Annotated in this window: 23 protein-coding genes and 4 pseudogenes; 14 read left to right on the top strand and 13 right to left on the bottom strand. The window is 69.0% G+C overall.

Annotation, left to right across the window (positions count from 1 at the left end; translation table 11 throughout):
- Positions 1-69 precede the first annotated feature (69 nt).
- Complete coding sequence (locus GQF42_RS02905) at positions 70-1,335, top strand: alpha/beta fold hydrolase (RefSeq protein ID WP_158917321.1); 1,266 nt, start codon at positions 70-72, stop codon at positions 1,333-1,335.
- 553 nt (positions 1,336-1,888) lie between these two features.
- On the opposite strand, the gene GQF42_RS02910 is transcribed toward GQF42_RS02905, so the two are convergent.
- From GQF42_RS02910 to GQF42_RS02935, 6 genes and pseudogenes are all read right to left on the bottom strand, one after another.
- Positions 1,889-2,200: a putative quinol monooxygenase gene (locus GQF42_RS02910; protein ID WP_199272548.1), complete on the bottom strand. Its 312-nt coding sequence runs from the start codon at positions 2,198-2,200 to the stop codon at positions 1,889-1,891.
- A 367-nt stretch (positions 2,201-2,567) separates the two neighbouring features.
- Positions 2,568-3,173: a hypothetical protein gene (locus GQF42_RS02915; protein WP_158917325.1), complete on the bottom strand. Its 606-nt coding sequence runs from the start codon at positions 3,171-3,173 to the stop codon at positions 2,568-2,570.
- Between the two features lie 502 nt (positions 3,174-3,675).
- Entirely contained in the window at positions 3,676-4,476 is an 801-nt protein-coding gene (locus GQF42_RS02920) for an FkbM family methyltransferase (protein WP_158917327.1), read from the bottom strand.
- 398 nt (positions 4,477-4,874) lie between these two features.
- A complete protein-coding gene (locus GQF42_RS47570) occupies positions 4,875-5,537 on the bottom strand; it encodes a transposase family protein (protein WP_375994806.1) in 663 nt (220 codons plus the stop codon).
- Between the two features lie 70 nt (positions 5,538-5,607).
- Positions 5,608-5,898 (bottom strand): annotated as a pseudogene (locus tag GQF42_RS47575) (helix-turn-helix domain-containing protein); the annotation flags it as partial.
- Between the two features lie 80 nt (positions 5,899-5,978).
- Positions 5,979-6,521, bottom strand: coding sequence for an MOSC domain-containing protein (locus tag GQF42_RS02935; protein WP_199272549.1), 543 nt, complete (start codon positions 6,519-6,521; stop codon positions 5,979-5,981).
- Positions 6,522-8,520: 1,999 nt separating this feature from the next.
- On the opposite strand from GQF42_RS02935, the gene GQF42_RS47185 reads away from it, so the two are divergent.
- The 3 genes from GQF42_RS47185 to GQF42_RS02950 all read left to right on the top strand — a co-directional run bounded on the left by GQF42_RS47185 (position 8,521) and on the right by GQF42_RS02950 (position 10,435).
- The gene (locus GQF42_RS47185; RefSeq protein WP_446447344.1) at positions 8,521-8,919 is read left to right on the top strand and encodes a helix-turn-helix domain-containing protein; all 399 of its coding nucleotides are present in this window, start codon (positions 8,521-8,523) and stop codon (positions 8,917-8,919) included.
- Positions 8,920-9,380: 461 nt separating this feature from the next.
- Entirely contained in the window at positions 9,381-9,644 is a 264-nt protein-coding gene (locus GQF42_RS02945; RefSeq protein WP_158917331.1) for a hypothetical protein, read from the top strand.
- Between the two features lie 182 nt (positions 9,645-9,826).
- Positions 9,827-10,435: a hypothetical protein gene (locus tag GQF42_RS02950; protein ID WP_158917333.1), complete on the top strand. Its 609-nt coding sequence runs from the start codon at positions 9,827-9,829 to the stop codon at positions 10,433-10,435.
- 137 nt (positions 10,436-10,572) lie between these two features.
- Here the strand turns inward: GQF42_RS02950 and GQF42_RS02955 are convergent.
- Positions 10,573-10,761: pseudogene (locus GQF42_RS02955) on the bottom strand (GyrI-like domain-containing protein); the annotation flags it as partial.
- A 1-nt stretch (position 10,762) separates the two neighbouring features.
- Between GQF42_RS02955 and GQF42_RS02960 the strand changes: the two are divergent.
- A pseudogene (locus GQF42_RS02960) lies at positions 10,763-11,244 on the top strand (serine hydrolase domain-containing protein); the annotation flags it as partial.
- Between the two features lie 252 nt (positions 11,245-11,496).
- Here GQF42_RS02960 and GQF42_RS02965 read toward each other — a convergent pair.
- Positions 11,497-11,943 (bottom strand): DUF1772 domain-containing protein, encoded by a 447-nt coding sequence (locus GQF42_RS02965; protein WP_158917335.1) that lies wholly within the window; start codon positions 11,941-11,943, stop codon positions 11,497-11,499.
- 91 nt (positions 11,944-12,034) lie between these two features.
- Here GQF42_RS02965 and GQF42_RS02970 point away from each other — a divergent pair, with 91 nt between their 5' ends.
- From GQF42_RS02970 to GQF42_RS02995, 6 genes and pseudogenes are all read left to right on the top strand, one after another.
- A complete protein-coding gene (locus GQF42_RS02970; protein ID WP_158917337.1) occupies positions 12,035-12,613 on the top strand; it encodes a TetR/AcrR family transcriptional regulator in 579 nt (192 codons plus the stop codon).
- Positions 12,614-12,906: 293 nt separating this feature from the next.
- The gene (locus GQF42_RS02975; protein ID WP_158917339.1) at positions 12,907-13,926 is read left to right on the top strand and encodes a DNA-directed RNA polymerase subunit alpha; all 1,020 of its coding nucleotides are present in this window, start codon (positions 12,907-12,909) and stop codon (positions 13,924-13,926) included.
- Positions 13,927-14,225: 299 nt separating this feature from the next.
- The gene (locus GQF42_RS02980; RefSeq protein WP_158917341.1) at positions 14,226-15,158 is read left to right on the top strand and encodes an alpha/beta hydrolase; all 933 of its coding nucleotides are present in this window, start codon (positions 14,226-14,228) and stop codon (positions 15,156-15,158) included.
- A 16-nt stretch (positions 15,159-15,174) separates the two neighbouring features.
- Positions 15,175-15,768 (top strand): annotated as a pseudogene (locus GQF42_RS02985) (helix-turn-helix transcriptional regulator); the annotation flags it as partial.
- Positions 15,769-16,083: 315 nt separating this feature from the next.
- Complete coding sequence (locus GQF42_RS02990) at positions 16,084-17,001, top strand: endo-beta-N-acetylglucosaminidase H (RefSeq protein ID WP_158929705.1); 918 nt, start codon at positions 16,084-16,086, stop codon at positions 16,999-17,001.
- A gap of 387 nt (positions 17,002-17,388) precedes the next feature.
- Entirely contained in the window at positions 17,389-17,682 is a 294-nt protein-coding gene (locus GQF42_RS02995) for a DUF1330 domain-containing protein (protein ID WP_158917343.1), read from the top strand.
- A gap of 42 nt (positions 17,683-17,724) precedes the next feature.
- On the opposite strand, the gene GQF42_RS03000 is transcribed toward GQF42_RS02995, so the two are convergent.
- Positions 17,725-17,988 (bottom strand): hypothetical protein, encoded by a 264-nt coding sequence (locus GQF42_RS03000; RefSeq protein ID WP_158917345.1) that lies wholly within the window; start codon positions 17,986-17,988, stop codon positions 17,725-17,727.
- Between the two features lie 230 nt (positions 17,989-18,218).
- Between GQF42_RS03000 and GQF42_RS03005 the strand changes: the two genes are divergently transcribed.
- Positions 18,219-18,392 (top strand): hypothetical protein, encoded by a 174-nt coding sequence (locus GQF42_RS03005; protein ID WP_158917347.1) that lies wholly within the window; start codon positions 18,219-18,221, stop codon positions 18,390-18,392.
- Between the two features lie 12 nt (positions 18,393-18,404).
- Here the strand turns inward: GQF42_RS03005 and GQF42_RS03010 are convergent, their stop codons facing one another.
- The 4 genes from GQF42_RS03010 to GQF42_RS03025 form a co-directional block, all read right to left on the bottom strand.
- A complete protein-coding gene (locus GQF42_RS03010; protein WP_158917349.1) occupies positions 18,405-18,653 on the bottom strand; it encodes a hypothetical protein in 249 nt (82 codons plus the stop codon).
- A gap of 793 nt (positions 18,654-19,446) precedes the next feature.
- Entirely contained in the window at positions 19,447-20,241 is a 795-nt protein-coding gene (locus GQF42_RS03015) for a hypothetical protein (protein WP_158917351.1), read from the bottom strand.
- 245 nt (positions 20,242-20,486) lie between these two features.
- Positions 20,487-21,401 carry an MBL fold metallo-hydrolase gene (locus tag GQF42_RS03020; RefSeq protein WP_158917353.1) on the bottom strand — a complete coding sequence of 305 codons (915 nt, stop codon included), beginning with the start codon at positions 21,399-21,401 and terminating at the stop codon, positions 20,487-20,489.
- Between the two features lie 24 nt (positions 21,402-21,425).
- The gene (locus GQF42_RS03025; RefSeq protein WP_158917355.1) at positions 21,426-22,688 is read right to left on the bottom strand and encodes an MFS transporter; all 1,263 of its coding nucleotides are present in this window, start codon (positions 22,686-22,688) and stop codon (positions 21,426-21,428) included.
- Positions 22,689-22,819: 131 nt separating this feature from the next.
- Between GQF42_RS03025 and GQF42_RS03030 the strand changes: the two genes are divergently transcribed.
- Entirely contained in the window at positions 22,820-23,029 is a 210-nt protein-coding gene (locus GQF42_RS03030; RefSeq protein ID WP_158917357.1) for a hypothetical protein, read from the top strand.
- Entirely contained in the window at positions 23,016-24,407 is a 1,392-nt protein-coding gene (locus tag GQF42_RS03035; RefSeq protein ID WP_158917359.1) for an amidase, read from the top strand. The genes GQF42_RS03030 and GQF42_RS03035 overlap by 14 nt, the downstream gene beginning before the upstream one ends.
- Positions 24,408-24,562 lie beyond the last annotated feature (155 nt).

Raw genomic sequence — 24,562 nt, forward strand, 5'->3', positions numbered from 1 at the left:
CCGTGCCCGGTCGATCACAGGCCGACCGGGCACGGCCCTCGGCCAATCCACCTGAGGTGAACCGTCTCCATGAATCCGCGCATGGCAATGACCGACCACGTCTTCACTGTTCCCCTGGACCACGACGATCCCACCGGGGCAACCATCGAAGTGTTCGCCCGCGAGGTCGTCGACCCGCCCCGCGCCGCGGAGAGGCTGCCGTGGCTGGTGTTCCTGCAAGGCGGACCGGGCGGCAAATCCCCTCGGCCGAGCGGGCGCGCCCCCGGCTGGCTGGCACGGGCGCTACAGACCCACCGGGTACTGCTGCTCGACCAGCGCGGCACCGGACGCAGCACTCCAGTGACACCGGCCTTCGCCGCGGCGTTCGGCTCGGGCAAGGACCTCGCCCGTTACCTCTCGCTGCACCGGGCCGACGCCATCGTCCGCGACGCCGAGCTGATCCGGCGGCAGTTGTGCGCCGACGAACCATGGGAGACTCTCGGCCAGAGCTACGGCGGGTTCACCACCCTGACCTATCTGTCCCTGGCGCCCGAGGGACTGCGCGCCTGCCATGTCACCGGCGGTCTCCCGGGCCTCAACACCAGGGCCGAGGACGTCTACCGCCTCACCTATCCCCGTGTCGAGGCCAAGAACGGCGAGTACTACGACCGCTACCCGGGGGACGTCGAGAAGGCCCACCAGATCGCCGACCTCGCCGAAAGCGGCCGCGTCCTGCTTCCCGACGGTGACAGGCTGACATCACGGCGACTGCGGACCCTCGGGCTGGCGTTCGGGATGAGCGACGGTTACGAACGCGTCCACTGGATGCTCGACGAGGCGTTCGACGCGGCCGGACGACTCAGCGACACCTTCCTGCTCCAGGTCATGCAGCAGACCGGGTTCGTGGACAACCCACTCTTCACGATCCTCCAGGAGCCGTGCTTCGCCCACGACTCGACGCCGACGAACTGGGCCGCGCAACGCATCGCGATCGAGCATCCGAGGTTCGCGGAAGACGCCGATCCGTTGCTGTTCACCGGCGAGATGATCTACCCGTGGATGTTCGAGGACATCAGAGCGCTGCGCCCCTTCGCCGAGGCCGCCGAGACCCTCGCCGCGTGGACCGAGTGGCCCCCGTTGTACGACCCGGCCAGGCTCGCCACCAACCAGGTACCGCTGGCGGCAGCCATCTACCACGACGACATGTACGTCGACGCCGAACTGTCCCTGCGCACCCTTCGAGAAGTGGGGTCGGCTCGCGCGTGGGTGACCAACGAGTGGGAGCACGACGGTGTGAACGCATCGGGGGACGTCGTGCTGTCACGCCTGATGGCCATGACGGCCGGGAGACTCTGACCGGCACTCTCAACCCCTGGAGCATGGGGAGGCTGACAGCCAGGCAGTTGATCAGGCGAAGCGCTTCGCCGCGCGTCCATGCGGGCAACGCCGCTGAGACAGACCAGAAGAGCATCGGCCACTGGTACGAGCGGACGCGCGCCCACACCCTCGTCGCCCGGAACATCGAGGCGGCCGCGGAGGGCTTCCGCGGTGCGCTGGACGAGCGGGGTGTTCCCCGCCGTGGCGAGCAAAGCGGTCGAGGATGTGCTGTTTCCCCGGGATCGGTGTGCGCGTGGAGCGGGTGGGCGATGCCTCCGGCGTCGTCCTGGTGGTGGAGGTGGTGTCCACCGCTCGGCCGTGTCGGTGCCCGGACTGCCGGAAGCAGGCGAGGCACGTACACAGCATTTGCCAACGCCCCTTCAGCGAGTGGCCGTTGGGCTCGCGCCGGATCATGGTCCGGCTGCGGGTGTGCCGGTACTTCTGCGACAAGACCTTTGGACAGCTTGGCTTCAAGCGGCTTCTTCCGCAGGTGGCGGGTCGACCGGTCGTGCGACAAGTGCGGAGTAATGATTCAAGACTCTGTGATTCGGCCGTGCACATGAACGGCGTGGCCGTAGGAGCCCTCGGGTTGCTGAGCCAGGAGTGGTAACACCCGGCGAGTCACCGCCGCGACCGGCTCGGAACGGGTGACGGCGTCGTGTGCTTCCTTATCGATCCACAGCTGGGTCAGCCAAACCGTGTCCGGCTCGTCAAGGGCAGTGTTGACGCTGTAGGCAAGTAGGCCGCTGTCCTCGCCGCCGGCACGGAATCCATCAAGGAGCAGGGTGATCAACTCGTCACGCCGACCAGGCAGTGCGGTCATTCGTCCGTAGACACTGAACATGTTCCCACTGGACACGATCGTTCACCCTCCGCCGGACCGATCCACGTGCGAGCCTACCCGTTCGCGGGCTCCGCAACGGCGACGAGCCGGGCCGATACCTGTTCATGCGGCTTCCTCATCGGGTCGCTCGACAAGGACTCCGTTCTCGAATCGGGCGCCCGGACCAGAACATGGACCAGGCAGTTTCGTCCAGATCATCGGATCGTCGGTTCGGGTGTGCCGTCGACTGACGTGCAGTTTGCGCGAATCGAGCCACCGGCGCCTCGGTCGTCGCGCCGAGGCGATGTCCTGCAATCGGGAAGACAGCCACCGGGCCCTGCCCCCTCCGTGGCCGGGGCCGCCAGAGGCCGTCACGCCCGCCTGCCCGTCAGGCCCGCAGTCCCGCCCGCCTGAGAGCCACCTCGGACAACGCGGCGATGGCCTCCTCGTCTCCGCGACGCCAGGCGTCGGCCAGGCCACCCGGCGGGACCGGCACTGCTGCGAGGTCACGCTGTGGGCCCGTCAGAGCGCGCAGGGCGAGCAGGTCGGCGCCGCCGGGGCCGTCGAAAAGGCCCCGGGTGGTGGCGCTGTGCCTGATCCAGCACAGGCGCGGGGGGAGCCACAACACCAGGACGAAGGCCACGGGCAGAACGATCAGGGCGAGCGCGGTGAGGTCGGCCACCTGGCCCACGACGTGCTGCAGCGACTGCCCGGCGTCGGACAGGCCGTCACCTGCCCCGGCGGCGGCCTGGAGCGGCTTCTTCAGGGAGCCCCCGATCAGCGGTACTTTCGAGGCCGCGGCTCCGGCGTCCTGGAGGCTGGAGGAGAGGCTGACGCCCGCGTTCTGCGCCTGGCGCCCCGGCTCGGCCAGCCGCATGATCACGCCGTGCACGGTCAACGCGAACGCCACCGCCACCGCGATGAGGGCCAAGGCCACCAGGTCAGCGACCACCTGCCGGCTCCTGCGTGCCGGAGTCTGAGCGTAGAGGCGCATGGGCGTACTCCTGTTCCGGTGATGGAGCGGAGAGGGCAGGCTCCAACCGGGCGGGCCGCCGTTGCCGCGGCGGGATCGGCCGGTCGCTGGACTCGACTCTTCCACCGAACGCGTCGGGTAAACGTCCCGACACGGTGCCGACGTTCTCGATCCGCGAAAGTGCGGGGGCCTGGCGGCGCGCTCGTCAGTTGCGGATGCCGAAGTGATCGGCTCAGCCCGGACCCGGTGCCGCAGGCGACTGCACGCTTTCCGGTTCGACCATGGACGACAACACATCGCCCCTGACGCTCCGGATGGCGTCGACAGCGCAGTGCCGATCATCCATGCACTCTGCCAGAGGGAGTGGACGAACGCGATGTCGGTGCCGGTGCCGGTGCCGGTGCCGGAGGCCGTCGGGCTCTCCGGCTGGGTGGCCGATCTCTGATACGTCCTCGGCCAGGTCTCAAGTCCGGCCGGGACGGTAGGTTGCAGGGCGCGATCGAGTGCCGGGGGCTGCGCGTGGTCAGGGCCTGACCGCGAACACCATGCCGATGTCACCGGCCCGCTGCACCGGGTCCTGCTCGGTGCTGACCGTGAAGCCGTGCGTGAGGAAGACCTCGCAGACCGCGTCGCCGTTCTGCTGCCAGCGCTCCACCTCGACGACGGCCTGGCGGACCAGCGGCCAATGCCGTCCCTCGATGCCTCTGAGTACGTCGAGTTCGCCGCCTTCCACATCGACCTTCAGCAGGTCGATGTGGTCGATGCCATGCTCGTCGAGCGCTGATGACAGCGGCCTGACCTCCACCCGGTGCGTCTCGAGCCGCCGCATCACCCGCAGCTTGCGGCCGACGAGGAGAGTGAGGACGGGAGCGGGTACGCGGCGCAGGACCGGTCCCAGGCCGCCCTGACGGATCATTTCGACAACGCTGGCGGTGACCCGCCTCCGCTCTGCCTCGATGTTCCCCTGATCCCGCGAGGAGGACGAGAAGATGGTGGCAGCCGGTACGTAGCTGAAATCGAGTTCGTCGTCACGGGACGCCAGGCCGTAAGGGAGCGCGGTAAGGCGTCCGTTGAAGAATTCGCGAGCATTGCGTTCAAGCGTCGCGTGGAGTGGCGGCACCGGCTCGAAGGCGTAGATCCGCACGTCCCCGTCCAACCGCTCATAGACGGCTGCCGAGAACACACCGATGTTGGCGCCCACGTCGAGTACCGTCGCGCCCGGCATGCACTCGACGCCATGGGCGAAGTAGCCGCCAACCTCCTCGCGGAGGAAGGACGCCTCCCAACGATTGATACTGTGCAGTTCAATCGCATTCATGGCCATGACAAAGTCATCTATCAGGGTTGGAGTCAACAATCCAGCCCGCACGCTTCACTTCGTCCGCGGATTCACCGGGTGTGGCATCGGCGTGTTCTCATCACAACGACGGACGCCCTGGTGAGGGTGGTCCCGGGCCGGTGACCCTGGTCGTACCGGACCGTCACCGCTTCCCCCGTCTGGCGCCGTTGACGTCAGTGACGGATGCCGGTCTGCTCCGAGCCTGACCGGGGGCGTCGGAACTTGCCCAGCCGGTCACCGGACGGCCCACACGCACGATCCGAGTGCGCCGCACGCACCGCTCTCGCCGCCCCCTTCGCCCCCGCCAACTCACCGCTGAGCGGGCGGTCTGGCCCAGTACCGGCCGCAGCAACCTTCTACCTCGAACAGCACGACGGCCGATCTCACGACGGCTTACGGGCTGCCCCACGAATGGTGGCGGGCCGTGCCGGCCTGGGGGTTCGGCTGGTGGGTGATTCAGCAGGCCGTTGTGCGGACGAGCACGAGTTCGGTGCTCGGCTTGTGCCGGGTGGCGCGCTTGGCGGCGCGGTCGGAGACCAGGCCGGCGATGGCCCGGTGTCGCGCCGTCCGGTGTACCGCTGCAGCGTGCGCCATTGCCGGTGTTCGGCGTTGGCGTGCTCGACGCAGATCCGTCGGGAGGACTGACGACGCCGCTGCTCGCGCCACCCGTACCGTTCGGTCAGTGGCGCCTCGTCAACGCCTTTCGGTTTTCTCGGCGGGGCGCTGACCTGGTCGGGGAACTCGTTGGCCAGTCCCCGGTAACCCTCGTCGACCTCGGCTTTCACGCTGGGCTGCAAGCGGAACTGCTCGGCAATGCCCTCGGTGCGCACACAGGTCTGGTCGTGCATCCGGCCGGGACGCATCGCGCCGGACCACAGGGTGCAGCCCTGGTGATCGCTGATCGTGGTGGTCTTGATGGTGTTCTGCCTGCGCTTGCCGGAGACGAAGGCCCGCCTGCCGGGCCGGTTGGCCCTGGAGCGCCGGACCTGGGTCTCGGTGCCGTCGATGCGCAGGGTGATGTTCTCGGCGGCGGCGTAGGCGAACACGTCCTCCAGGGTGTGCAGTCGCAGGCCGGGCCGGGCCGGGCCGGTCTGGGACGGCGAATCCGCGCTCCGCCAGGAGCGGGCGGATCTCGCTGATGGCGCGGCCGATGGTGGAGGAGTCCACCTCGTAGATCACGCCGAGGGCCTCGTGGGTGAGGCCGGTGCGCAGGTGAACCAGGGTGGCCAGCAGCCGGTCGGTGAAGACCAGTTCGTACTTCGGCCCCGCCCCGGCCTGCCGTCGGCGGGCGCCCCGGCGCCGCTCGTGCCGCGCGGACTCGCAGCGCGCTTCCCAACGCGGCGCGAGTTCTTCGATCAACTCGCCGAGATGTTGGCGCGCGACGCCACAGAAGGCAGGATGGGCCATGGCCGCGCGGGCCTGCTTGATCTTCACACCTCAAGTACCCGCGCGGCCATCGCCATGTCACGGCCTGCCCGGGAGGACGGTCAGACCCGGTCCAGAGGTCGCTGCGGACCGCTGGGAAGTTCCATTTCGATCGTGTCGCCAGGGCGCACCACGCCGCCTTCCCTCACGATGCTCATGATTCCGGCTTTGCGCACGATGTTCCCCGCCTCGTCGCGGCCGACGACATGCTTCAGCAGCCCGTCCTGGAAGTTGTCGATCTGCAGGCAGGGATTGCGGAGGCCGGTGACTTCCAGGACCGCGGAGTCGCCGATGCGCAGCAATGTGCCGACCGGCAGACCGAGCAGATCGATGCCGCGCGTGGTGATGTTTTCGCCGAGTTCGCCGGGCGCCACCTTGAACCCTTCTTCGCCGACCTCGGCGAAGAGCTCTTCATGAATGAGGTGGACCTGGCGCAGATTCGGCTGGGTGGGATCCTGCGCGACGCGTGAGCGGTGCTTGACCGTCACACCGGAGTGCACGTCCCCCTCCACACCGAGTCCGACGAGCAGTCTGACGCTGTCCCGGTTCGGCTTGGTGAACGAGTACTCCCCGTTGCTGCTGACCGCCGTCACTCTCCCGCTCATGCCTCGGAACCCCCTCGTCAGTAACCGTGATCAGCCACGAGCCTAGCCCTCGCCCCTCAAGGCGCAGCATCCACGATCAATCGCGGGTGGGGCCGTCAGCCGGATTATCGCGGCCCGGGCGAGGGTGTGGGTTGATCGGTTCCCTGACCCGCTGGTGGTCCGGCAGCGGCGTGGTCCGGTACCGGACAGTCTCGCACGGCTGGCTGATGGCCTCGCCGACCAGGCGTGCCGGCACAGGCTGGCGCGGCTGACCATGGGGCCGCCCGGGCACTCCGGCCTGGACGGGGCCACAGCTTGTGACCGCCACCCCTTACCGGCCCTGCGAGTCACCAGGGCCGGCCGAGGTGGAATCCCGTCGGTGGACGCATGTGGGCCGCCCCTTCGCGAGAGGCTGATCATCGTCGGTCATGTCGTCTCCGTCCTCGCAGTTCGAAGTCATGGCAGGTCGCAGACATGAAGACATGCCCAGGGCCTCCTCGATGCGTCGCGGCGGCGGTCTCGTCGTCAGGAGCGATGAGGAACGCTGTGTCGATACCCACGCCGGCACGATCGCAGCTCAACTCCTGCAACCGGTGCCCGCACCCACCCTCGCTCGGAGGCGGATGCGATTCCAGCAATCATGGCAAGGTTCCAACCAGCGCGTCACGGCTCACTGCAACCGTCTGAACGGTCCGACTTCGATGGCGGGCAAGCCAACTTCGTCGTCAGAGGGCAGAGAGCCGAAAGATCCTTCACGACTGCCGCTTGTGTCCCGTCTCCGCCGAGCCGGTCTCCGTCTCAAGTGATCTGGACCGACTCACTCGTTCGTGCCAGGTGATCTGGTTCGCCGAACGCTGGAGTCCGCGTCCCGATCGAATCATCGTGAGTGCACCTCAAGCTCCCCGGCAGCCGTCAGTGTCATGGGGGTCTGCCACCACGTGACCCTGCCGCACGGCCCATTCTCCGCTTGATGCACTGGCCGGACGCGTCTGCTCACCCGGAGTACCTGCCTGTCGCTCTCGTCCGCCGTGACGGTCACCGTGACGGTACGTCCGGCGTCCGGCCCGGCCGGTGTTGGCAGGAAGAGGGAGTGTGCGTAGGGAGACACGCCCGATGTCGCCTGGCACCGATCGTTGACGCAGGCCCGCACGGTGGCCTGTTGATGTGCGGCCGTCCACGGTGCGACTTCCAACAGTACGTCCGGAGCTGGTTTGTTCGGCCCGTTGCACACCTTCGGTGACGCACACCCCGCGACCGCAACAATGATCAGGGAGACCGCCCACAACAACCTGGTCACACGGGATCGCACTGCTCTGCCGCGCACAGTGATGACTCCGATCGCTTCGTGACAGGTCCTGCTCGGCAACCGCGGGACCGCAGTGCAAGCCTCCCCGTGCCGTTCTCGGTGGACAGGTGGCTCAGGAAGTGGTCCATCAGCTTCGGGATCGCCCTGCCAGGGTGGTGAGGTAGCGGTGCAGTTCCTCCCCGCCCACGGCTGTCGTCAACCGCGCCGTCGGACCCATGGGACCGAACCAGGTCAGCTGAGAGACAACGTCGGGCATCCGGTCACCCAGGACCTGAACAATCGAGAACCTCGGCATGCCCACGTCTGACTGACCTGATCGCTCCAGGTCAAAGGTCCGGCCAAAGGTCCGGCCGGGCCAGGTCGTTCGAGACGAGACAGCTTGAAAGGCGGCGGTGGAGGTACGCGCGGGGCGGCGGGCTGACGAAGGAGCGCTGACAGTTCCGCGAGGGGATCCGCAGGATGGCCACCGAGCGGTTCGCCGTGGGCGAGCCCGGCTCAGCAATCGCGAGGGAGTTACGAGTCGGCGTCCGCTCGGTCCAGCGGTGGCGGGCCTGGGACGGGGGCGGCCCGCGCGCTCTGCGGTCGGCGGGTTCGGCCTCGCTTCTCCGGGTGAGCGATGCCCAGTTTGCCGTACTGGAGCCTGAGTCGACCAAGGGCCCCATCGCGCGTGGCTGCGCCGATCAGCGGTGAACGCCTGCGCGAGTCAAGACCCTGATCGGGCGGCGCTTCCACGAGAGCTACACCCTCCAGGGCATGCGCAAGCTGCTGATCCGGCACGGTTTCTCCCCTCAGGTGCCGGCCAGAGGGGCCGTCGAACGCGACGAGGAGGCAATCCACGGCCGGGGGAAGGAGACCTCACCGCAGGCGGTAGCTCCGCGGCGGCGCTCGGGGCCTAGATCGTCGGCGCCTACGCGCCCGAGCCCCACCCGGTCGAAGGTGGTGCTCCCACGGGGGCAGGCAGTGGTCGCGGTGGCTGCGGGCGCGATGAGATCGGCTCGTGGTACCGGGCTACGACAAGGACTCCGGAGGGCTGCTGTGCCATCGAGTCGGCCGGTTCACCTGCACTGGTCAGCCCGACGCCTGCCATGCCGCGGCAGGTGGGGTGGAAGTTGATTCCGGCGAGCGGCTCCCGGCCGAACACGTGGTGGAGGTAGGGCTGATCGGGGCCGAGCACCAGGCATGCGGGGCTTGCGGCTTCGTCGACCGCTCTCGCTGCCGCCGGCACGGAGGCGGCGTGCACCACGCCGTCCTCGAAAAGGCCGGCCTCCACAATCAGGGCGGCTGAGCCGCCGGGGCAGGTTCCCCCAAGGCCTCCAAGCAAACGCGAAAATCAATTCCGGGACAACCCCCAGCGAGGGCCCCGGTGCTGCCGCTTCGTATCAAGAGCGTCGGGCTAACGTCAGGTCAACGTCATGGTCCGCCGGCCGACTCGGCGGCGAAGATGAGCCTGAAGCAGCGGGGAGGTTCTACTCGTTTCCGCTCAACTCGCCGCAGATCACATATGAGCAGCAACGCATGCTCGTCCGTGAGTTCGGGGAAGCCCCAACCTCGGACGTCAGGAAGGGGTAAGAGCGATGAAGCCGAAAACGCGCATCGTCCGCCTCGCCGCCGCAGGCTTGCTTGCCGCCTGCGCAACCACCCTGTTCGCCGGCTCCGCGAGCGCCTCGGCGGTCGGCCCTGGAGGCGGCGGCGGTATCGAACTCGGCGTGTACACAGAGCCGCAGTGCTACTACCTCGGCAACCAGGCCGTCGCCAGCGGCAAGTACTCGACATTCTCTTGCGCGTTCGATCACCTCGCGGGCCCCAACCTCGAATTCGACCAACTCTGGGTGGCCTAGCGCCGATCCGGAACTTCCATGAGCAAGACCTCCGTCGCAGCTGGGGCCGGTCAGGCCTTCGTTGGAGCAGGCCAGAAGGTGTCGCTCATCGACTTCTCCCCCCAGCGACACGGCCTCTGCGACCAACTCGGTGTCGAGAAGGTCGCCGGGACCACCAACCTTCCACTCTCACAAGGAGAAACATGCGCATCAAGACCATCGCGGCCGTCGCCACCGCAGCGGCCGCACTGACGCTCGGCACCGCAGGCACGTCCAACGCGGCGCAGGCGATCCACTCCCAGGCCACCCCGGTGGCCACCGGGCACGCCACCCCGGCCGGGTTCCACCTCACATCCATAGGGAACACCGCCCCGAAGGTCGCCGCCGACTGCTTGCTCAACATCGGCTCGCCCGGCAACTACCAGACCCCCGACGGCTACGCCGGGCAGGTCGAACAGGTCTATGACTCGTGCAACGGCGACGTGTACGCGCACTGGCAGTGGAGCAACGACTTCATGCAACGCTTCCCCGGCCGTAAGCTTCGCGTCGCCGTCGGCTCCCCCACCTACGAGTACGATCTCCCGTTCTGGACGGACATTGTCACCCCCAGCCAGGGCAAGGATGCGTGGTTCATCAACGAGCCCGGCGAGAACTACGGCCTTTACCACGGGTGGGCGGGCAACGACGACTGGCGGGCCGGGGCGATGCTCGACGAGTCCGGCTGCGTCGCCTGGGGCACCCTGCACAACTACAACGGGTACGACGAGGCGGGCCCGTACGGGGGCTGCAACGACGAGAACGTCCCGGGCTGACGCACCCTTGACTCCCGGCGCGCGTGGGCAACGGGACGCTCCTTGAGTGTGGCGCTAAATTCCCCGCGCGGCGCCCTCACCGTCCTCTACCGGCGGGCGGCCCGGCCGCGCGGAGGGCAACGTCCAGGTACCGGTGTTCACGCCCCGGCGCGCCCACTGCCCCGCTCGACCGGGATCCACAGCCGGGAGTCGGTCTCCGGGCCGATCTCCACCGGCTGCGTCCGAAGGAACTCCGGACCTGGCCGGCGCGTGTAGGGGTTCGAGGGGAACCACTGTGTGCACACGTCCCGCCACAGTTCCTGGAGCGCGCTCGGACAGGGACCGTGGGTCGCCGCCTACTGGCCCGAGTTCGCCGCGACCGGCAAGGAGGACGTGCTGGTACGGCACGTGCTGTCCCATACCGCGGGGCTGCCGGACCCGTCCGGGCTGACGGCGGTCACGTACCTCTACGACTGGGAGAACGTGACGGTGGAGGTACGTGACGATAGAGCTAGCTACGCAGGACCCCGAATGGGAACCCGGGACGGCCCCAGTTCTTCGCAGAGGAGGTGGCCAAGCCGCTGGGCAGGGAATCCCCCATCGGGCTCTGCGCCGAGCATGACCACCGCGTCGCACCGTTCGTTCCGCCGCCGCCACTGACCGACGAGTACGCCGCCGGCGCACCGCCCGGACCGGACGACGTACCCCGTGAGAGCACCGGTGCCGCGATCCGCGTCAAGGACGCCAACTCAGTGGCCTGGCGTCGTGCGCAGATCCCTGCGGTGAACGGCCTCGGCAACGCTCGCCCTGTCGCCCTTGTCCAGTCGGTGACGGGAGGTGTTCCGCGGTGACCCGGATAGCTACCTCGCCGGGCTTCACCTGCGTGCCTCGGCGATCTGGATCAAAGACCCCGCCCGAACCAGAGCCGAGAGCCGCGCAGGTCATCGAGGGACGTAGCGTGTCGGGATCGCAGTTGCGGGCCCTCAGCGGCAGCCGCATTCCCGGATGCCGGGATTTCGGTGGCCCGCTGCCGCCCGGGGAGTGGGGATCGTGCGCCACCAGCGCGGTGTCGGCCCGCGGCCTCAGGCGAGGGCGGCGACCAGCAGGGCGAAGGCGGCGATGATGACGGCGACGCGGACGTAGTGAAAGCGCTCCCAGCGGTTCATCTGCTCCTTCCAGTCCTCGGGCCGGTTCTCGGGGGTCCACGTCTTGTTCCGGTTGTTGATCGGGACGAGCAACAGGAGCGACATGATCACGCTCAGGATCAGCAGCGCGGCGGCGATGACGACGAGGGCGACGCCGTGGTGATGCCATGCGGCGATGGCCCAGAGCGCGCTCAGGACGAGCGAGCCGATGTACCAGACCGGCATCACGGCGCCGAGCATCCGACCCCCGTGGGCGTGGCCGAGTTGGCCACTGTCCTCGGGGAGCGCGTTGAGGATCGGATTGAGGACGAAGGCGACGGAGAACTCCACCCCCACCATCAGGCCGACGACAACGGTGGTGAAGACCTCGAGTGCGTTGAGCATGATGACCCCTCCTAGGATCTAGCGCCGCTAGCCGATGAGGCAACGCTAGTACTACTGCCGCTCGATTGTCTAGCGATGCTAGGATCGAATCATGTCGGTACAGGAACGCAAGCAGCGCGAACGGGCGGAGCGCGAACGCCTCATCGTGGCGACGGCCCGCGAACTCGCCGAGCAGCAGGGCTGGGACGCAGTCACCACTCGCCGGCTCGCCGAGCGCATCGAGTACAGCCAGCCCGTCCTCTACAGCCACTTCCGCGGCAAACGCGAGATCATCGGCGCCGTCGCCCTCCAGGGCGCCACCGAGATGGCCGCGGCGCTACGGGCCGCGACCGCCGCCGCGGGCGGCCCGCGCGCCCGGGTCACTGCCCTCGCCCGCGCCTACCTCGACTTCGCCGAGCGCAACCCGGCGGTCTACGACGCCATGTTCGAGCTCGACGGCGGCCTGGCATTCGCGCACGAGGACACCCCGGAGCCGCTGAAAGACGCCTTCGCCGCCCTGCTGGAAAGCCTCGGCGAGGTCGCCGGGGACGGCGTCCACCCGGGACTGTTCACCGAGGTGTTCTGGGCGGCTCTGCACGGGCTGGCGACCCTGACCCGGGCGGGACGGCTACCGCCGGAGTACGCCGAGCGGAGGCTGGAGCTGCTGGTGGACCGACTCGCCAGGCTCTGACACACCGTCCCGGCGGGCACGCAGCCGGGGCCCTCGGGCCCCCGCCGCTGCCTGCCTGCGCGTGGCATCGCTTCCGGTCACTCGCCGCCCACACGGCGCAGCCGCAGATCCCCGGGCCCCGGACCCACTACGGAGCATCCGCGCTGCCGCGGCGCTTGCTGTCGACCTACCGGCCGGACGACGAACAGGCGGCCGGGCGGGTCGGCCTTGCAGGAGGCCGAAACGCCCGTACTCTTCGTGGTGTCTACGACGTCAAATGGCGGGCGTCCACGAAAGAAGGATCTGATCCACACATGCTGATCGCTCAGCGTCCCTCGTTGACCGAAGAGGTCGTCGACGAGTTCCGCTCCCGGTTCGTGATCGAGCCGCTGGAGCCCGGCTTCGGCTACACCCTCGGCAACTCCCTGCGCCGTACCCTCCTGTCCTCGATCCCCGGCGCTGCTGTCACCAGCATCCGCATCGACGGTGTCCTGCACGAGTTCACCACCGTGCCCGGCGTCAAGGAGGACGTCACCGACCTGATCCTCAACATCAAGCAGCTGGTCGTGAGCAGCGAGCAGGACGAGCCGGTCGTGATGTACCTGCGCAAGCAGGGTCCGGGTCTGGTCACCGCCGCCGACATCGCGCCCCCGGCCGGTGTCGAGGTGCACAACCCCGACCTCGTCCTCGCCACGCTCAACGGCAAGGGCAAGCTGGAGATGGAGCTGACCGTCGAGCGCGGTCGCGGCTACGTCTCCGCCGTGCAGAACAAGCAGGTGGGCCAGGAGATCGGCCGTGTCCCGGTCGACTCCATCTACTCGCCGGTGCTCAAGGTCACGTACAAGGTCGAGGCCACGCGTGTCGAGCAGCGCACCGACTTCGACAAGCTGATCGTCGACGTCGAGACCAAGCAGGCCATGCGCCCGCGCGACGCCATGGCGTCCGCCGGCAAGACCCTGGTCGAGCTGTTCGGTCTCGCCCGCGAGCTGAACATCGACGCCGAGGGCATCGACATGGGCCCGTCCCCCACGGACGCCGCCCTGGCCGCCGACCTCGCGCTGCCGATCGAGGAGCTGGAACTCACCGTCCGCTCCTACAACTGCCTCAAGCGTGAGGGCGTCCACTCCGTGGGAGAACTCCTGGCCCGCTCCGAGGCCGACCTGCTGGACATCCGCAACTTCGGTGCGAAGTCCATCGACGAGGTCAAGGCGAAGCTGGCCGGGATGGGCCTGGCGCTCAAGGACAGCCCGCCCGGATTCGACCCCACGGCCGCTGCCGCCGCCTTCGGCGGCGACGACACGGACACGGGCTTCGCCGAGACCGAGGAGTACTGAAGCTGATGCCCTTCTGATGCCCTTCTGAGAAGCCCCAGGCCGGCAGCCGCAACACCAGAATCCCGACGTCCTTGGCCCGGTCGCTCGTCGGCAACAGGCGTAACAGCGTAAGCACAGCAGACGCCTGCGCCAGCGAGCGGTCAGCCCAGCGATCAGGTGCCTTTCGCTTGCGGCTGCGGGCACGCTCATGGCGTTGCGCGTCCAGGACATCGGGGGGCGGGTGCAAGGGCAGGGACGTGATGCAGTTCACGAGGAAAGGGTGACAGGGTGTTGTCGCGGACAGCTGCGACCGTCAGCGTATGACGATGACAGACGAGGACTGCCTCGCCGAGACCCTGGCATTCAACGCCCAGTTCGAGGCCGCTGCCGCGAGCCGTCCACCTCGAGGGCAGGCGCCGGATGCAGACGTGCTGGCGCTTTTGCGGCGCAACCGGCTCGGCGGCGACACGCCCCCCGTGCAACTGCCTCAGGGCCAGGGGCGCCTCGTCGCGGGCGGGGTGAACGTCCGGGTGTTCGTGCCGGATCAGGTCGACGGCGTGTACCTGCACATACACGGCGGTGGCTGGGCGTTCGGCTCTGCCGACGGGCAGGATGAGAGGCTGTGGCGGCTCGCCGTGCAGGCACGGCTGGCCGTGGTGAGCGTGGAATACCGCCTGGCGCCTGAGCACCCGTTCCCGGCCGGACCCGACGACTGCGAAGTGGCCGCCCGGTGGCTGGTGGACCACTCCGCAGCGGAGTTCGGTACCCGACGGCTGCTGATCGGAGGAGAATCGGCCGGTGCCCACCTGAGTGTCCTGACACTCCTACGCCTTCGCGACCGGCACGGCATCACCGGCGCCTTCCGGGCGGCCAACCTCCTTTTCGGCCCGTACGACCTGTCGATGACACCGAGCCAGCGGCTGTTCGGCTCCAGGCGGCTGCTGAGCAATACCGACTCGGTGCGGGGCAGCTACGAACTCTTCACACCGAAGATGGGGACGGAGCAGCGCCGCGAACCCGGGGTCTCGCCGCTGTTCGCTGATCTGGCCGGCCTGCCGCCCGCCCGGATCATCGTCGGTACCGAGGATCCGCTGCTGGACGACTCGCTGTTCCTGGCCGCCAGGTGGCAGGCGGCAGGGGCGCCCGTGCAGCTCGGCGTCGTCGCCGGCGCAATGCACGGCTTCACCCTGTTCCCCCTGACCATCACCGAGCGGGAACTGCAGCGGGAGCGGGACTTCCTGGCCGGCGCTTGACGGTAGCGTCGACCTGGTGAACCGCACTGCTCGGCTATATGCCCTGGTGGAAGAGTTGCGCGCGGCAGCGCCGCGACCGCGGACGGTCGCGGCGCTCGCTGCGCGGTTCGAGATCAGCACACGCACCGTGCAGCGTGACCTTCAGGCACTGATGGAGGCCGGCGTCCCAGTGCGCACCACACCCGGGCGAGGCGGGGGCTGGTCGATCGATCCGGCGATGACTCTGCCCCCGATCCGTCTCACCGCCGATGAAGCATCGGCGTTGGTCGCCGCGCTCGCCATGGCCGACGCCTCGGCCCCCTACGCCGGGGCAGCCCGCACGGCATCCCAGAAGATCGCGGCCTCGATGACCGGTCCCGTCGCGGTAGCGGCTCAGAGACTTGCCGCACGGATCGTCACGCTGCCGGACCGGATCGCGGATTCGGTCCGAACCGCAGTGGAACAGGCCCTCGCCAACAACACGGTGCTGCGACTGTCCTACGTCGACGCGGCAGGACAGGAGAGCGACCGCGTAGTGGAGCCGGCCGGGCTGCTCACCGCCGACGGCAGGTGGTACCTCATCGCCTGGTGCCGCACCCGGCGGGCCTGCCGAGGCTTCCGACTGGATCGCATCACAGCGGCGGCTCCGACCAGCGAGCAGGCACAAGCCCATGACCTGGCCGGCCTGCTGCTGGGCTCGACCGCCTCCGACGCGGCGCAGCCCACCGCGCTGGCTTCACTCGTACTCCATCAGGACAATCGGATCTACTCGTCTACTGAGGTCATCTGGCCCTGCGCCGAAGGTTACGGCGCGACGTGCGTGGGAGTCGTGAAGAGTTCTCGCACGGTTCTGGGGATTCGGTCACGGGAGGGGAAAGATCGGGGGCTCACTCGGCGCTTGCGAACAGGCCGGGCGCCGCTCCATGCGATGGGAGACCGATCAACGATGTTCACTCTTGTGCGGAGCAGAGTACGGACGGCCGTGCTCGCGCTCTCGGCCGTTACGGCCCTCGCCTCCGGCGTGACCGCCGCGACCGGCGCGGCAGCGGCCTCCGCTCCCGCGAAACAAGGACCAACCTCGGTGGCGTACGTCGAGGTGAACAACAACAGCATGCTGAACGTCGGCAAGTACACCCTCGCCAACGGCGGTGGCAACGTCTTCGACGTCGCCGTGATCTTCGCGGCGAACATCAACTACGACACGGGCACGAAGGCGGCGACCCTGTACTTCAACGACAACGTGCAACGCGTCCTCGACAACGCCGCCACGCAGATACGGCCGTTGCAGCAGAAGGGCATCAAGGTCGTCCTCTCGGTGCTCGGCAACCACCAGGGCGCGGGCTTCGCCAACTTCCCGTCCCAGCAGGCGGCTTCGGCGTTCGCACAACAGCTGTCGGACACCGTGGCCAAGTACGGCCTCGACGGCATCGACTTCGACGACGAGTACGCCGAGTACGGCAACAACGGCACCGGCCAGCCCAACGACAGCTCGTTCGTGTACCTGGTGTCGGCACTGCGCGCCGACATGCCGGACAAGATCATCAGCCTCTACAACATCGGCCCGGCCGCGTCGCGCCTGTCCTACGGCGGCGTCGACGTCACGTCCAAGTTCGACTACGCCTGGAACCCGTACTACGGCACCTGGCAGGTCCCCGGCATCGCACTGCCCAAGTCGAAGCTGTCGCCGGCGGCCGTCGAAATCGGCGGGACCTCGCAGAGCACTGCCGCCGACCTAGCCCGCCGCACGGTCGATGAGGGGTACGGCGTCTATCTGACGTACAACCTCGACGGCGCCGACCGCAGCGCCGACGTCTCCGCGTTCACCAGGGAGCTGTACGGCAGTGACGCCGTCTACACGCCGTAGGCCGACCGCTGCCCCCGGCGTCCGGTGCCCCCTTGGCGCTTGCTGCACCCCGTAGGCCCGCAACTTGGCAGGCCGCGCCTTCGACAACGATGTCTCCCGCTCTCGTCGCGGCTACAACAACCCGAACGTGTACGGCCAGGACGCCCACGCCCCCATGGGCGATGGTGAACCGTCGTGGAGGTAGGGCAGGTCGGCCCAGAATCCCAGGGGCACTCGATCTCGACCGGCGAGAAGTCGACCACGCTCACCCGACGCCGGCGCGGGCGAGGTAGGCGGCATGCTCGCCTTCGGCCGGTCCGAGATCGAGCGCCGTTCTCGGCCGGCCGAGGGCTCTCGTCCGAGACCAACCCGTAAGTCAGATGCACTCATCCCAACACTGGAGGTCCCATGCCCCAGGGCTACTGGGTCAGCGTCTACCGCACCATTTCGGACCCTGAGAAGCTGGCTGCTTACAACAAGCTGGCCCGCCTGGCCGTCGAGGCCGGGGGCGGCCGGGTCCTCGTCCGTGGCGGTCGGGTCGTGACGCATGACGCCGGAATCGCCGAGCGCACCGTCCTGATCGAGTTCGACAGCTTCGAGCAGGCCGTCGCGGCGCACGAGAGTGCGGCCTACCAGGAGGCGTTGGTCGCCCTCTCCGACGGCGTCGAGCGCGACTTCCGCATCGTCGAAGGCATCGACTGACCGAGGTCCAGTCGGATCTTCACTGAAGGCGCATTGGACGCGTCACCCGCCATCGTTTGACGACAGGCGGCTGACGCGGCGGGGCGGGTCAGGAAGAGGGCTGGGCGGACTTCCGTGCTGGCAGTGGAGTTCAGGGTGGTCGGCGAAGGCGAGGTGACGCGGGCGCCAGCCGAGCAGGCGGTGGGCCTTGGCGCTGCTGACGAGTTCGTCCTGGTCGGCGGCCATCTGCATCATGCCGCCCGCCTCCGCGCTCTCCAGCATGATCTCACCGGTGCAGCCGGCAGTCCGTACGGCCGTGCGCTGCATGTCCAGTGCGCTGATGGACTGGTCGTCGGTGACGGCGAACGTCCGTTCGTCGACGGCCCGGGGGTTGTCGAGGATGCGGACGTAGGCGTCGGCGAGGTCGTCGACATGGACCCAGCTCCACCGCTTGGCCGTGTCAGACAGCGGTTCCTGCCCCGGCGGCGGCGAACCACTGCCCGGTCATGGAAGTACTGACCGGGCCGCCGTATATGAAGCCGGACAGCCGGTGGCTCATGGCACTTCGGTTTCACGCGCAGAGCGAGCTGGCGGCCATGCTCACGGCCGGCAAGGAGGAGCAGTACCTGTCCGGGTTCTGGTCGATGATGACTCGCGGTGGCCGCCTGTGCGGTGGAGCGCGTGGCATAGAGAGGTGTGACTCCGTCCCGCCGGTTCTGAAGGCGCTCTGAGCAGGCGGGTAGTCACTCCGCCCAGGGGCCGGGCGCGGGTAGGGCTGTGATTCGTCCCTGAGGCCGTGCAGTCGCCTTCCGCTTCAGCTCGAGATTCTCGCGGTAGAGATTCGCAGTCACCGTGGCGAGTGCGTCGAGTTGTCCTTCGAGGGCGGTGATCCGGCTGTTCGCGGTACGCAGCCGGCGCCGCAACTCGGCGAGTTCGGTGTCTTGAGCGGTGGCGCGCGGCGTCGGACCGGGCGCGGGACGCGGGTGTCCCATTCTGCGAGGATCTGCTGAGCGCGGTGAACGGTGGCTGGCTGACCTGGGCTTCGCGGGCGAGGTTCGCTTTGGTGAGGGCACCGTCGGTGTGCAGAGGCGTCCCGGCCAGGAGCCGGTCCATGGCCTGACGGAGTTTGGTCTCGGTGCGGGAAGAGACGGCCATCAGGATTCCTGGGTGAGTTGGTGGAGATCCGGGTGACCTCGGCGAGGCGTTCGCGCAGGGCAGCTCGCCGGGCCGGGGCAAGACGTTTGTCGCCGAGGGTGCGGGTGAGGTCTGCTTGCTCGGCGAGCCAGATCGGGGCGTGGGCCTCGGTGACGACGGAGTTGCGGCACCGGGCGGGCTGGCAGGCGCCGAGCAGCGGTTCTTGCCCTCTCTGTACGGGCGGCAGGACATCCTGGCAGGCGGCCGTCTCCGGCTGCCGCTGGCAGTGGTTCAAGGTGCCCAGCCGTAGATCGGTTTGGACATGGTGGCGGGGGCAGCCGCCTACGCCCGCAACGTCTCGGGCACGTCCGGATCCCCGGCCGCCCGCTGAGCACCGCGGCATCACCACGTCTTCGAACTCGGCCGACAGCTGCCGGGCGCGCTGCGCGGCATCACCGAAGACCTGCTCCCACCGCGACTTGCCGAGCATGAGCCCTCCCCGCCCCACGAACAAAGCCATCGGCTCCAGTCCCCGGCAGCCCTCCCGCACGGTGATCCGGCGCAGGGGCGGAGGCATCGCCGCGACCGCGTACGAACGACGCTGCCCATGCAGCCACCCCGCCACCCGCATCCTCTGCAGAGCAACATCGGTCACCACGAACACTCCGCGCGCCGTCGCCACAACGTGCGGTGCGCACGGGCCACCACCGTGGTCCGCTCCGTCCTGCGGTACAGGTCAATCGACCGCAACACCGCATGCTGTAGCCACACTTCGCGGGCGAAACCGTACTTGGCTACCGCCTGCAACTGCACTGCGGCCGGCTCCCTTCCCGGTCGCGTCCCGGGGACCTCAATGTCGAACAGGCAGCTGAACTCCCGCAGCCGCATTCCGCTCGTCACTGTCGCCTCGGCGGCCGACATGTTTCGTAGGCGGTCCCGCCCCCGAAACCGTGGATCCGGACTGCCATCCGGCAGATCGCCGCCGAGGCCGACCCGGTGCAGCAACTGCCACTGCCGGTAGGTCAGATGGCGCACATCCAGGTCCTGCGCAGATTCCCGGGACAGTGCATCGCGACCGTTCCGACGCGGCCGACAGGGTCGTTGCGGAAGCAGCCCGCAGTCCACAGTCCAGTCGTAAAAGCCGTCGATCGACACCCGATTGCGCCGCCACGTCGCCGCACCGACGGGCACTGACTGAAGTGAGGTCCGGGATCGCCGGTACGCGACCAAGTCTTCCTCGGTGACGGACAGGAGATCGGTCGGTGGTTCCAAAACCGCGCCCAGGAACGACTCCAGCGCCATCAAGTCATAGGTGTGGTCCTGCAGACTCGACGCGCCGACGTACTTCGAAAGATCGAAGAAGTACGACGTCAGCGGCTTCCGCGGTCTCATGTCCGGGCCAATGAAGAACGGCGTCCCCTCAGGCAGGGCCGCTGGATGCGCCACCAGCCCCAATCCAGCTCTACACCGGGTACGACCGGCTCGCGGTGGCGGACCTTGTCCGGCGCAACGAAGAAGTAGTCCGCGTCGGAGGGGCGCAGTCACGTTGTTCGAGCAGTCTGAGGCAGGTAGCGAACCTGGACCTGACCGGTGACGTCGGCGATCGCCGTGTCAGAAGGTCCCTACGGCAAGCGCGAGGAGTTCAGATCGCCACAGGAGCACGGTCCTGACATGGCGCGGACGGTCGGCGGTCAGTACGAGCCTGTGCGGACGGGCGAGAGCCGGTAGCCGCCCTCATGGAGAACGACATGGCCGGCTGTGGGCGGTGCGAAGTGGGTGCCCAGGACGAGAGTGTCCGTGTCGGCGAGTGAGCCGAGCAGTGTCCGGCGCGAGGTCTCGGACTGCTGCGGGTCGATGTCGACGCAGGCTCCGATGGTGGGGTGGGCGAGCTGCACGGGGTGGTGAATGCAGTCGCCGGTGATCACAGCCGTCCGGCCGCGGCTGGTCAGCTCGACGGCGACATGGCCGGGCGTGTGGCCGGGCGTGGGGAGCAGACGCAGGCCCGGAACGACGTCGGCGCCCTCGGCGGGAACGTCGACGAGGTCGAGCAGCCCCGCCTCCTCCACGGGGATCACGGAGTCCCGGAACATTTGCACGCGCGCTTCCTCCATGTCGTACCCGGCCCAGAACTCCCGCTCGGTGCGCGAGGTCAGGTATCGGGCGTGGGGGAAGGTGGGCACCCAGTCACCGCCCACCTTCTGCGTGTTCCAGCCGACGTGGTCGGCGTGCAGGTGGGTGAGGATCACCAGGTCGACCGAGTCCGGGGGGAACCCGGCGGCGGTGAGGCCCCGAAGGTAGTCGGTATCCAGGTCGTGCCAGGCGGGGTTGGCCCGCTCCTTGCCGTTGCCGATGCCGGTGTCGACCAGGACGCGCAGCCCGCCGATGGTGAACGCGAAACTGTGACTGTCGATGCGGAGGGTGCCCTCGTCGTCGGCGAAGTGGGGGCGCAGCCAGTCCTGCCCGGCAACGACGTCCGGGGTGGCGCCGGGCAGCAGCCACGGCCCGGTGGCGGGCGGCAGGGGGACCTCGTCGATGCGGTGGACGGTGACGTCGCCCACGGTCCAGGAAGGCGTGGCGGTCGGGGCGGTGGCCGGCGGAGTGCTCATGATCAGTCGTTCCCTTTGGTCTCGTTATGGAAGGTCGTCGTGTGCGCTGTGCGCTGTCCTGCCCCTTGACACGGCGAGTGCTGCCACAGCCGTGACGGCGAGCAGGGCTGCCGCGACAGCGTAGGCGTGGGCGGTGGTGCGCAGCCCGTACTGCTGAGTGGCGGCGCCCGCAGCGATGGCGGGCAGGCTCATGGAGAGGTAGCTGAGGACGTAGTAGGCGGCCAAGGTCGCGGCGCGGTCCTGGGCGGCGAGTGAGGCGAGTGTCATGCGCAACGCCCCTTGGGAGACGGCGCCGAAAGCGGTCCCGGCCAGCGCCGCGCCGCCGAAGACGGCAGGCAGGCCGGCTCCGTGCAGACCGCTCAGCGTCAAGGCCGCGGCGGGGACGACGGTCAGGCTTCCGCCGCCGGCGGCGGCGTGCGGCGCTGTGCGCCGCAGGGTCCACACGGTGAGCGCGGCCGCGGCGGTGAGCGTGAAGAAGACCATTCCACCGGCCGCCTGCGGGGCGCCGGGCGCCACGAGGTGCACGAGCGACGGCCCGAGGGAGGAGTAGAAGCCGCCCAGGGCCCAGATGGCGACGACACCGGTGCCGACCGCCAGGAGGGCACGACGCGCCGACGGTGGCACGGCGAGCCGGGGGCGCAGCGACCGCAGGGCGCCGGCGTGCGGGCGGGCCGTCTCCGCGGTGAACGTGACCGCGATCGCCTGGGCTGCGAAGAGGATCGCCAGAACGACGTACGTGATGACCGTGGGGGCGGGTGCGAAACGGATGAGGAGGGTGGAGGCCAGGACGCCGGCGGCCATGCCCGCCACCGGAGCGATGCTGTTCGTCAGGGCGGATCGGCCCGGCCGCCGGGGGTCCTCCAGGTCGAGGAGGGCCGCGCCCGCGGCACTGGTGGCCGCGCCGGTGGCCGCTCCCTGCAGGACGCGGGCGGCGATCAGTGCACCGGCGCCGTCCGCCGAGGCCAGCAGCACCATGGAGGCGGCCTCCACCAGCAGGGCGCCCACCAGGACGGGGCGTCGTCCCAGGTGGTCGGAGATTGCCCCGGTGGTGAGCAGGCCCAGCAGCAGGGTGAGGGAGTAGGCGCTGAAGACCACGGTGATGGTGAGCGCGGACAGGTGCCAGGCGTCCTGGTAGTGGGGGTAGAGCGGGGTGGGTGCACTGGATGCCGCAAGGAGGGCGGCCAGGATCGAGGCGTTGAGCACGAAGGGCGCCGCGTGGTCGGTCCTGCAGGTGCGGACGGCTTGGTAGGGGCACTGAGCGGGGGCTCGGGGTGTGACGGTCGACATGGGACTCCGCAGCACTAAACGCTATTGGTTTGCTTTAAGTCACCGTAGACCCTACAGTCACCTAACGCAAACCCTTGGCTTTTGGGCTGGAGGGTGCGCTCCGCCACTTCAGCCGGAGGAGAGAGATGTCCATGTCCGCCGCAGAGTTCACCCCGCCGGAGGCGGCCCGCTGGACCGCCCGCGCCGGGCTCCAACTACCTGCCAGCCGCCACGCCGCGGTCGCGGCCACCGCCAACCACATCCGCTCCGTCGTCGCGGTCCTGCGGGAGCTGGACCTCGGGGACACCCCGCCCGCCCCCGCCTACCGCGCGGGACAGGAGAAGCACGATGCAGCCGTATGAACTGTCCCTGACCGCAGCCGCCGACGCGATCCGGCAACGGCAGCTGTCCCCCGTCGAGCTGACGGACTCCGTCCTTCGGCGCGTCGCCCAGGCGGAGCCGCACCTTCAGGCCTATGTCAGCGTCACCGCCGAGCACACCCGCCGGGCCGCGCGTGCGGCCGAACGCGACATCGCGGCAGGTCGTCACCGCGGCCCACTGCACGGCATCCCCATGGGACTCAAGGACCTGATCGACGTCGCCGGCACAGCCACATCGGCCAGCTCCCGGGTCAGAGCCGGCCATCGGGCGCAGGCGGACAGCACCGTCGCCGCGCGCCTGGAGGAGGCCGGAGCCGTCCTGGTCGGCAAGACCCATACCCACGAGTTCGCCTACGGGTTGACCACCCCGCAGACCCACAACGCCTGGGACCGGAGCAGGGTCGCCGGCGGCTCCAGCGGCGGATCAGCCGTCGCCGTGGCCTCGGGCATGGCGACCTTCGCCCTGGGCACCGACACGGGCGGGTCGATCCGGGTGCCCGCCGCGCTCAACGGGGTCGTCGGCCTCAAGCCGACCTACGGCCTCGTACCCCGTCACGGCGTCACGTCCCTGTCCTGGTCACTGGACCACGTCGGCCCGATCGCCCGCACCGTCGAGGACGCGGCCGTGGTCCTGACCGCCCTGGCCGGACACGATCCCCGCGACCCCGCCTCCCTGACCACACCCGTCAGGGACTACCGGCCGGACGCAGGCACGAACCTGACGGGGCTGCGGGTCGGCGTGCCACGCAACTACTACTTCGACCACATCGGCCCGGAGATCGAAGCCTCCGTCCGGCGTGCCATCGACCAGCTCCAGGCCCTCGGCGCACGCATCGTCGAGGTCGAGATCCCCATGACCCGCTACGTCCAGGCCACCCAGTGGGGCCTGATGGTGCCCGAGGCCACCGCCTATCACGAGGCGACTCTGCGCACGGTCCCCGAGCTCTACCGGGACGACGTCCGCATCCTCCTGGAGGCCGGCGAACTGATGCCCGCCGGTGACTACCTGCGCGCCCAGCGCTCCCGCACCCTCATGCGGCAGGAATGGGCCCGCATGCTGCGGGAGGTCGACGTGATCGCCGCCCCCTCCGTCCCCGCAACCGCCGTCGAGGCCGGCCAGGAGACGATCACCTGGACCGACGGCACCGTCGAGAGCGTCTCCGACGCCTACGTACGCCTGTCGTCCCCCGCCAACATCACAGGAGTGCCGTCCTTGTCCCTACCGGTGGGCCACGACACGGCGGGCCTGCCGATCGGCATGCAACTCCTCGGGCGACCGCTCGGCGAGAGCACGCTCCTGCGCGTCGGCCACGCCTACGAGCAGACCCAGCCCGCCCGTGACCTCGCGCACGCCGCATGAACGAATGACGAAGCCCGGCAGCAGCACTCCGACCGGCTCGACAGCGCCGCCGGCTCCACCTGAAGCAAGAGGAAGGTGCCCGACAGCTCTGACACAGCCGTCGGGCAGCCGCCCGCCCTCGACGAGGGAGCCTGCACGGGCGCGTACCGAGGCGG

This window comes from Streptomyces broussonetiae (assembly GCF_009796285.1).
GTDB classification, from domain to species: Bacteria; Actinomycetota; Actinomycetes; order Streptomycetales; family Streptomycetaceae; genus Streptomyces; species Streptomyces broussonetiae.

Excerpts from the sequence above, each read along its gene's own strand:
- GQF42_RS03020 (WP_158917353.1), bottom strand. The coding sequence starts at position 21,401 with ATGAGCACTCCGCCGGCCACCGCCCCGACCGCCACGCCTTCCTGGACC.
- GQF42_RS03025 (WP_158917355.1), bottom strand. The coding sequence starts at position 22,688 with ATGTCGACCGTCACACCCCGAGCCCCCGCTCAGTGCCCCTACCAAGCC.
- GQF42_RS02910 (WP_199272548.1), bottom strand. The coding sequence starts at position 2,200 with ATGTTCAGTGTCTACGGACGAATGACCGCACTGCCTGGTCGGCGTGAC.
- GQF42_RS02980 (WP_158917341.1), top strand. The coding sequence starts at position 14,226 with ATGACGATGACAGACGAGGACTGCCTCGCCGAGACCCTGGCATTCAAC.
- GQF42_RS03010 (WP_158917349.1), bottom strand. The coding sequence starts at position 18,653 with ATGGGACACCCGCGTCCCGCGCCCGGTCCGACGCCGCGCGCCACCGCT.
- GQF42_RS02915 (WP_158917325.1), bottom strand. The coding sequence starts at position 3,173 with ATGCGCCTCTACGCTCAGACTCCGGCACGCAGGAGCCGGCAGGTGGTC.
- GQF42_RS02965 (WP_158917335.1), bottom strand. The coding sequence starts at position 11,943 with ATGCTCAACGCACTCGAGGTCTTCACCACCGTTGTCGTCGGCCTGATG.
- GQF42_RS02920 (WP_158917327.1), bottom strand. The coding sequence starts at position 4,476 with ATGGCCATGAATGCGATTGAACTGCACAGTATCAATCGTTGGGAGGCG.
- GQF42_RS02975 (WP_158917339.1), top strand. The coding sequence starts at position 12,907 with ATGCTGATCGCTCAGCGTCCCTCGTTGACCGAAGAGGTCGTCGACGAG.
- GQF42_RS02945 (WP_158917331.1), top strand. The coding sequence starts at position 9,381 with ATGAAGCCGAAAACGCGCATCGTCCGCCTCGCCGCCGCAGGCTTGCTT.
- GQF42_RS02990 (WP_158929705.1), top strand. The coding sequence starts at position 16,084 with ATGTTCACTCTTGTGCGGAGCAGAGTACGGACGGCCGTGCTCGCGCTC.
- GQF42_RS03000 (WP_158917345.1), bottom strand. The coding sequence starts at position 17,988 with ATGCAGCGCACGGCCGTACGGACTGCCGGCTGCACCGGTGAGATCATG.
- GQF42_RS03005 (WP_158917347.1), top strand. The coding sequence starts at position 18,219 with ATGGCACTTCGGTTTCACGCGCAGAGCGAGCTGGCGGCCATGCTCACG.
- GQF42_RS02905 (WP_158917321.1), top strand. The coding sequence starts at position 70 with ATGAATCCGCGCATGGCAATGACCGACCACGTCTTCACTGTTCCCCTG.
- GQF42_RS03030 (WP_158917357.1), top strand. The coding sequence starts at position 22,820 with ATGTCCGCCGCAGAGTTCACCCCGCCGGAGGCGGCCCGCTGGACCGCC.
- GQF42_RS02950 (WP_158917333.1), top strand. The coding sequence starts at position 9,827 with ATGCGCATCAAGACCATCGCGGCCGTCGCCACCGCAGCGGCCGCACTG.
- GQF42_RS02995 (WP_158917343.1), top strand. The coding sequence starts at position 17,389 with ATGCCCCAGGGCTACTGGGTCAGCGTCTACCGCACCATTTCGGACCCT.
- GQF42_RS02935 (WP_199272549.1), bottom strand. The coding sequence starts at position 6,521 with ATGAGCGGGAGAGTGACGGCGGTCAGCAGCAACGGGGAGTACTCGTTC.
- GQF42_RS03035 (WP_158917359.1), top strand. The coding sequence starts at position 23,016 with ATGCAGCCGTATGAACTGTCCCTGACCGCAGCCGCCGACGCGATCCGG.
- GQF42_RS02970 (WP_158917337.1), top strand. The coding sequence starts at position 12,035 with ATGTCGGTACAGGAACGCAAGCAGCGCGAACGGGCGGAGCGCGAACGC.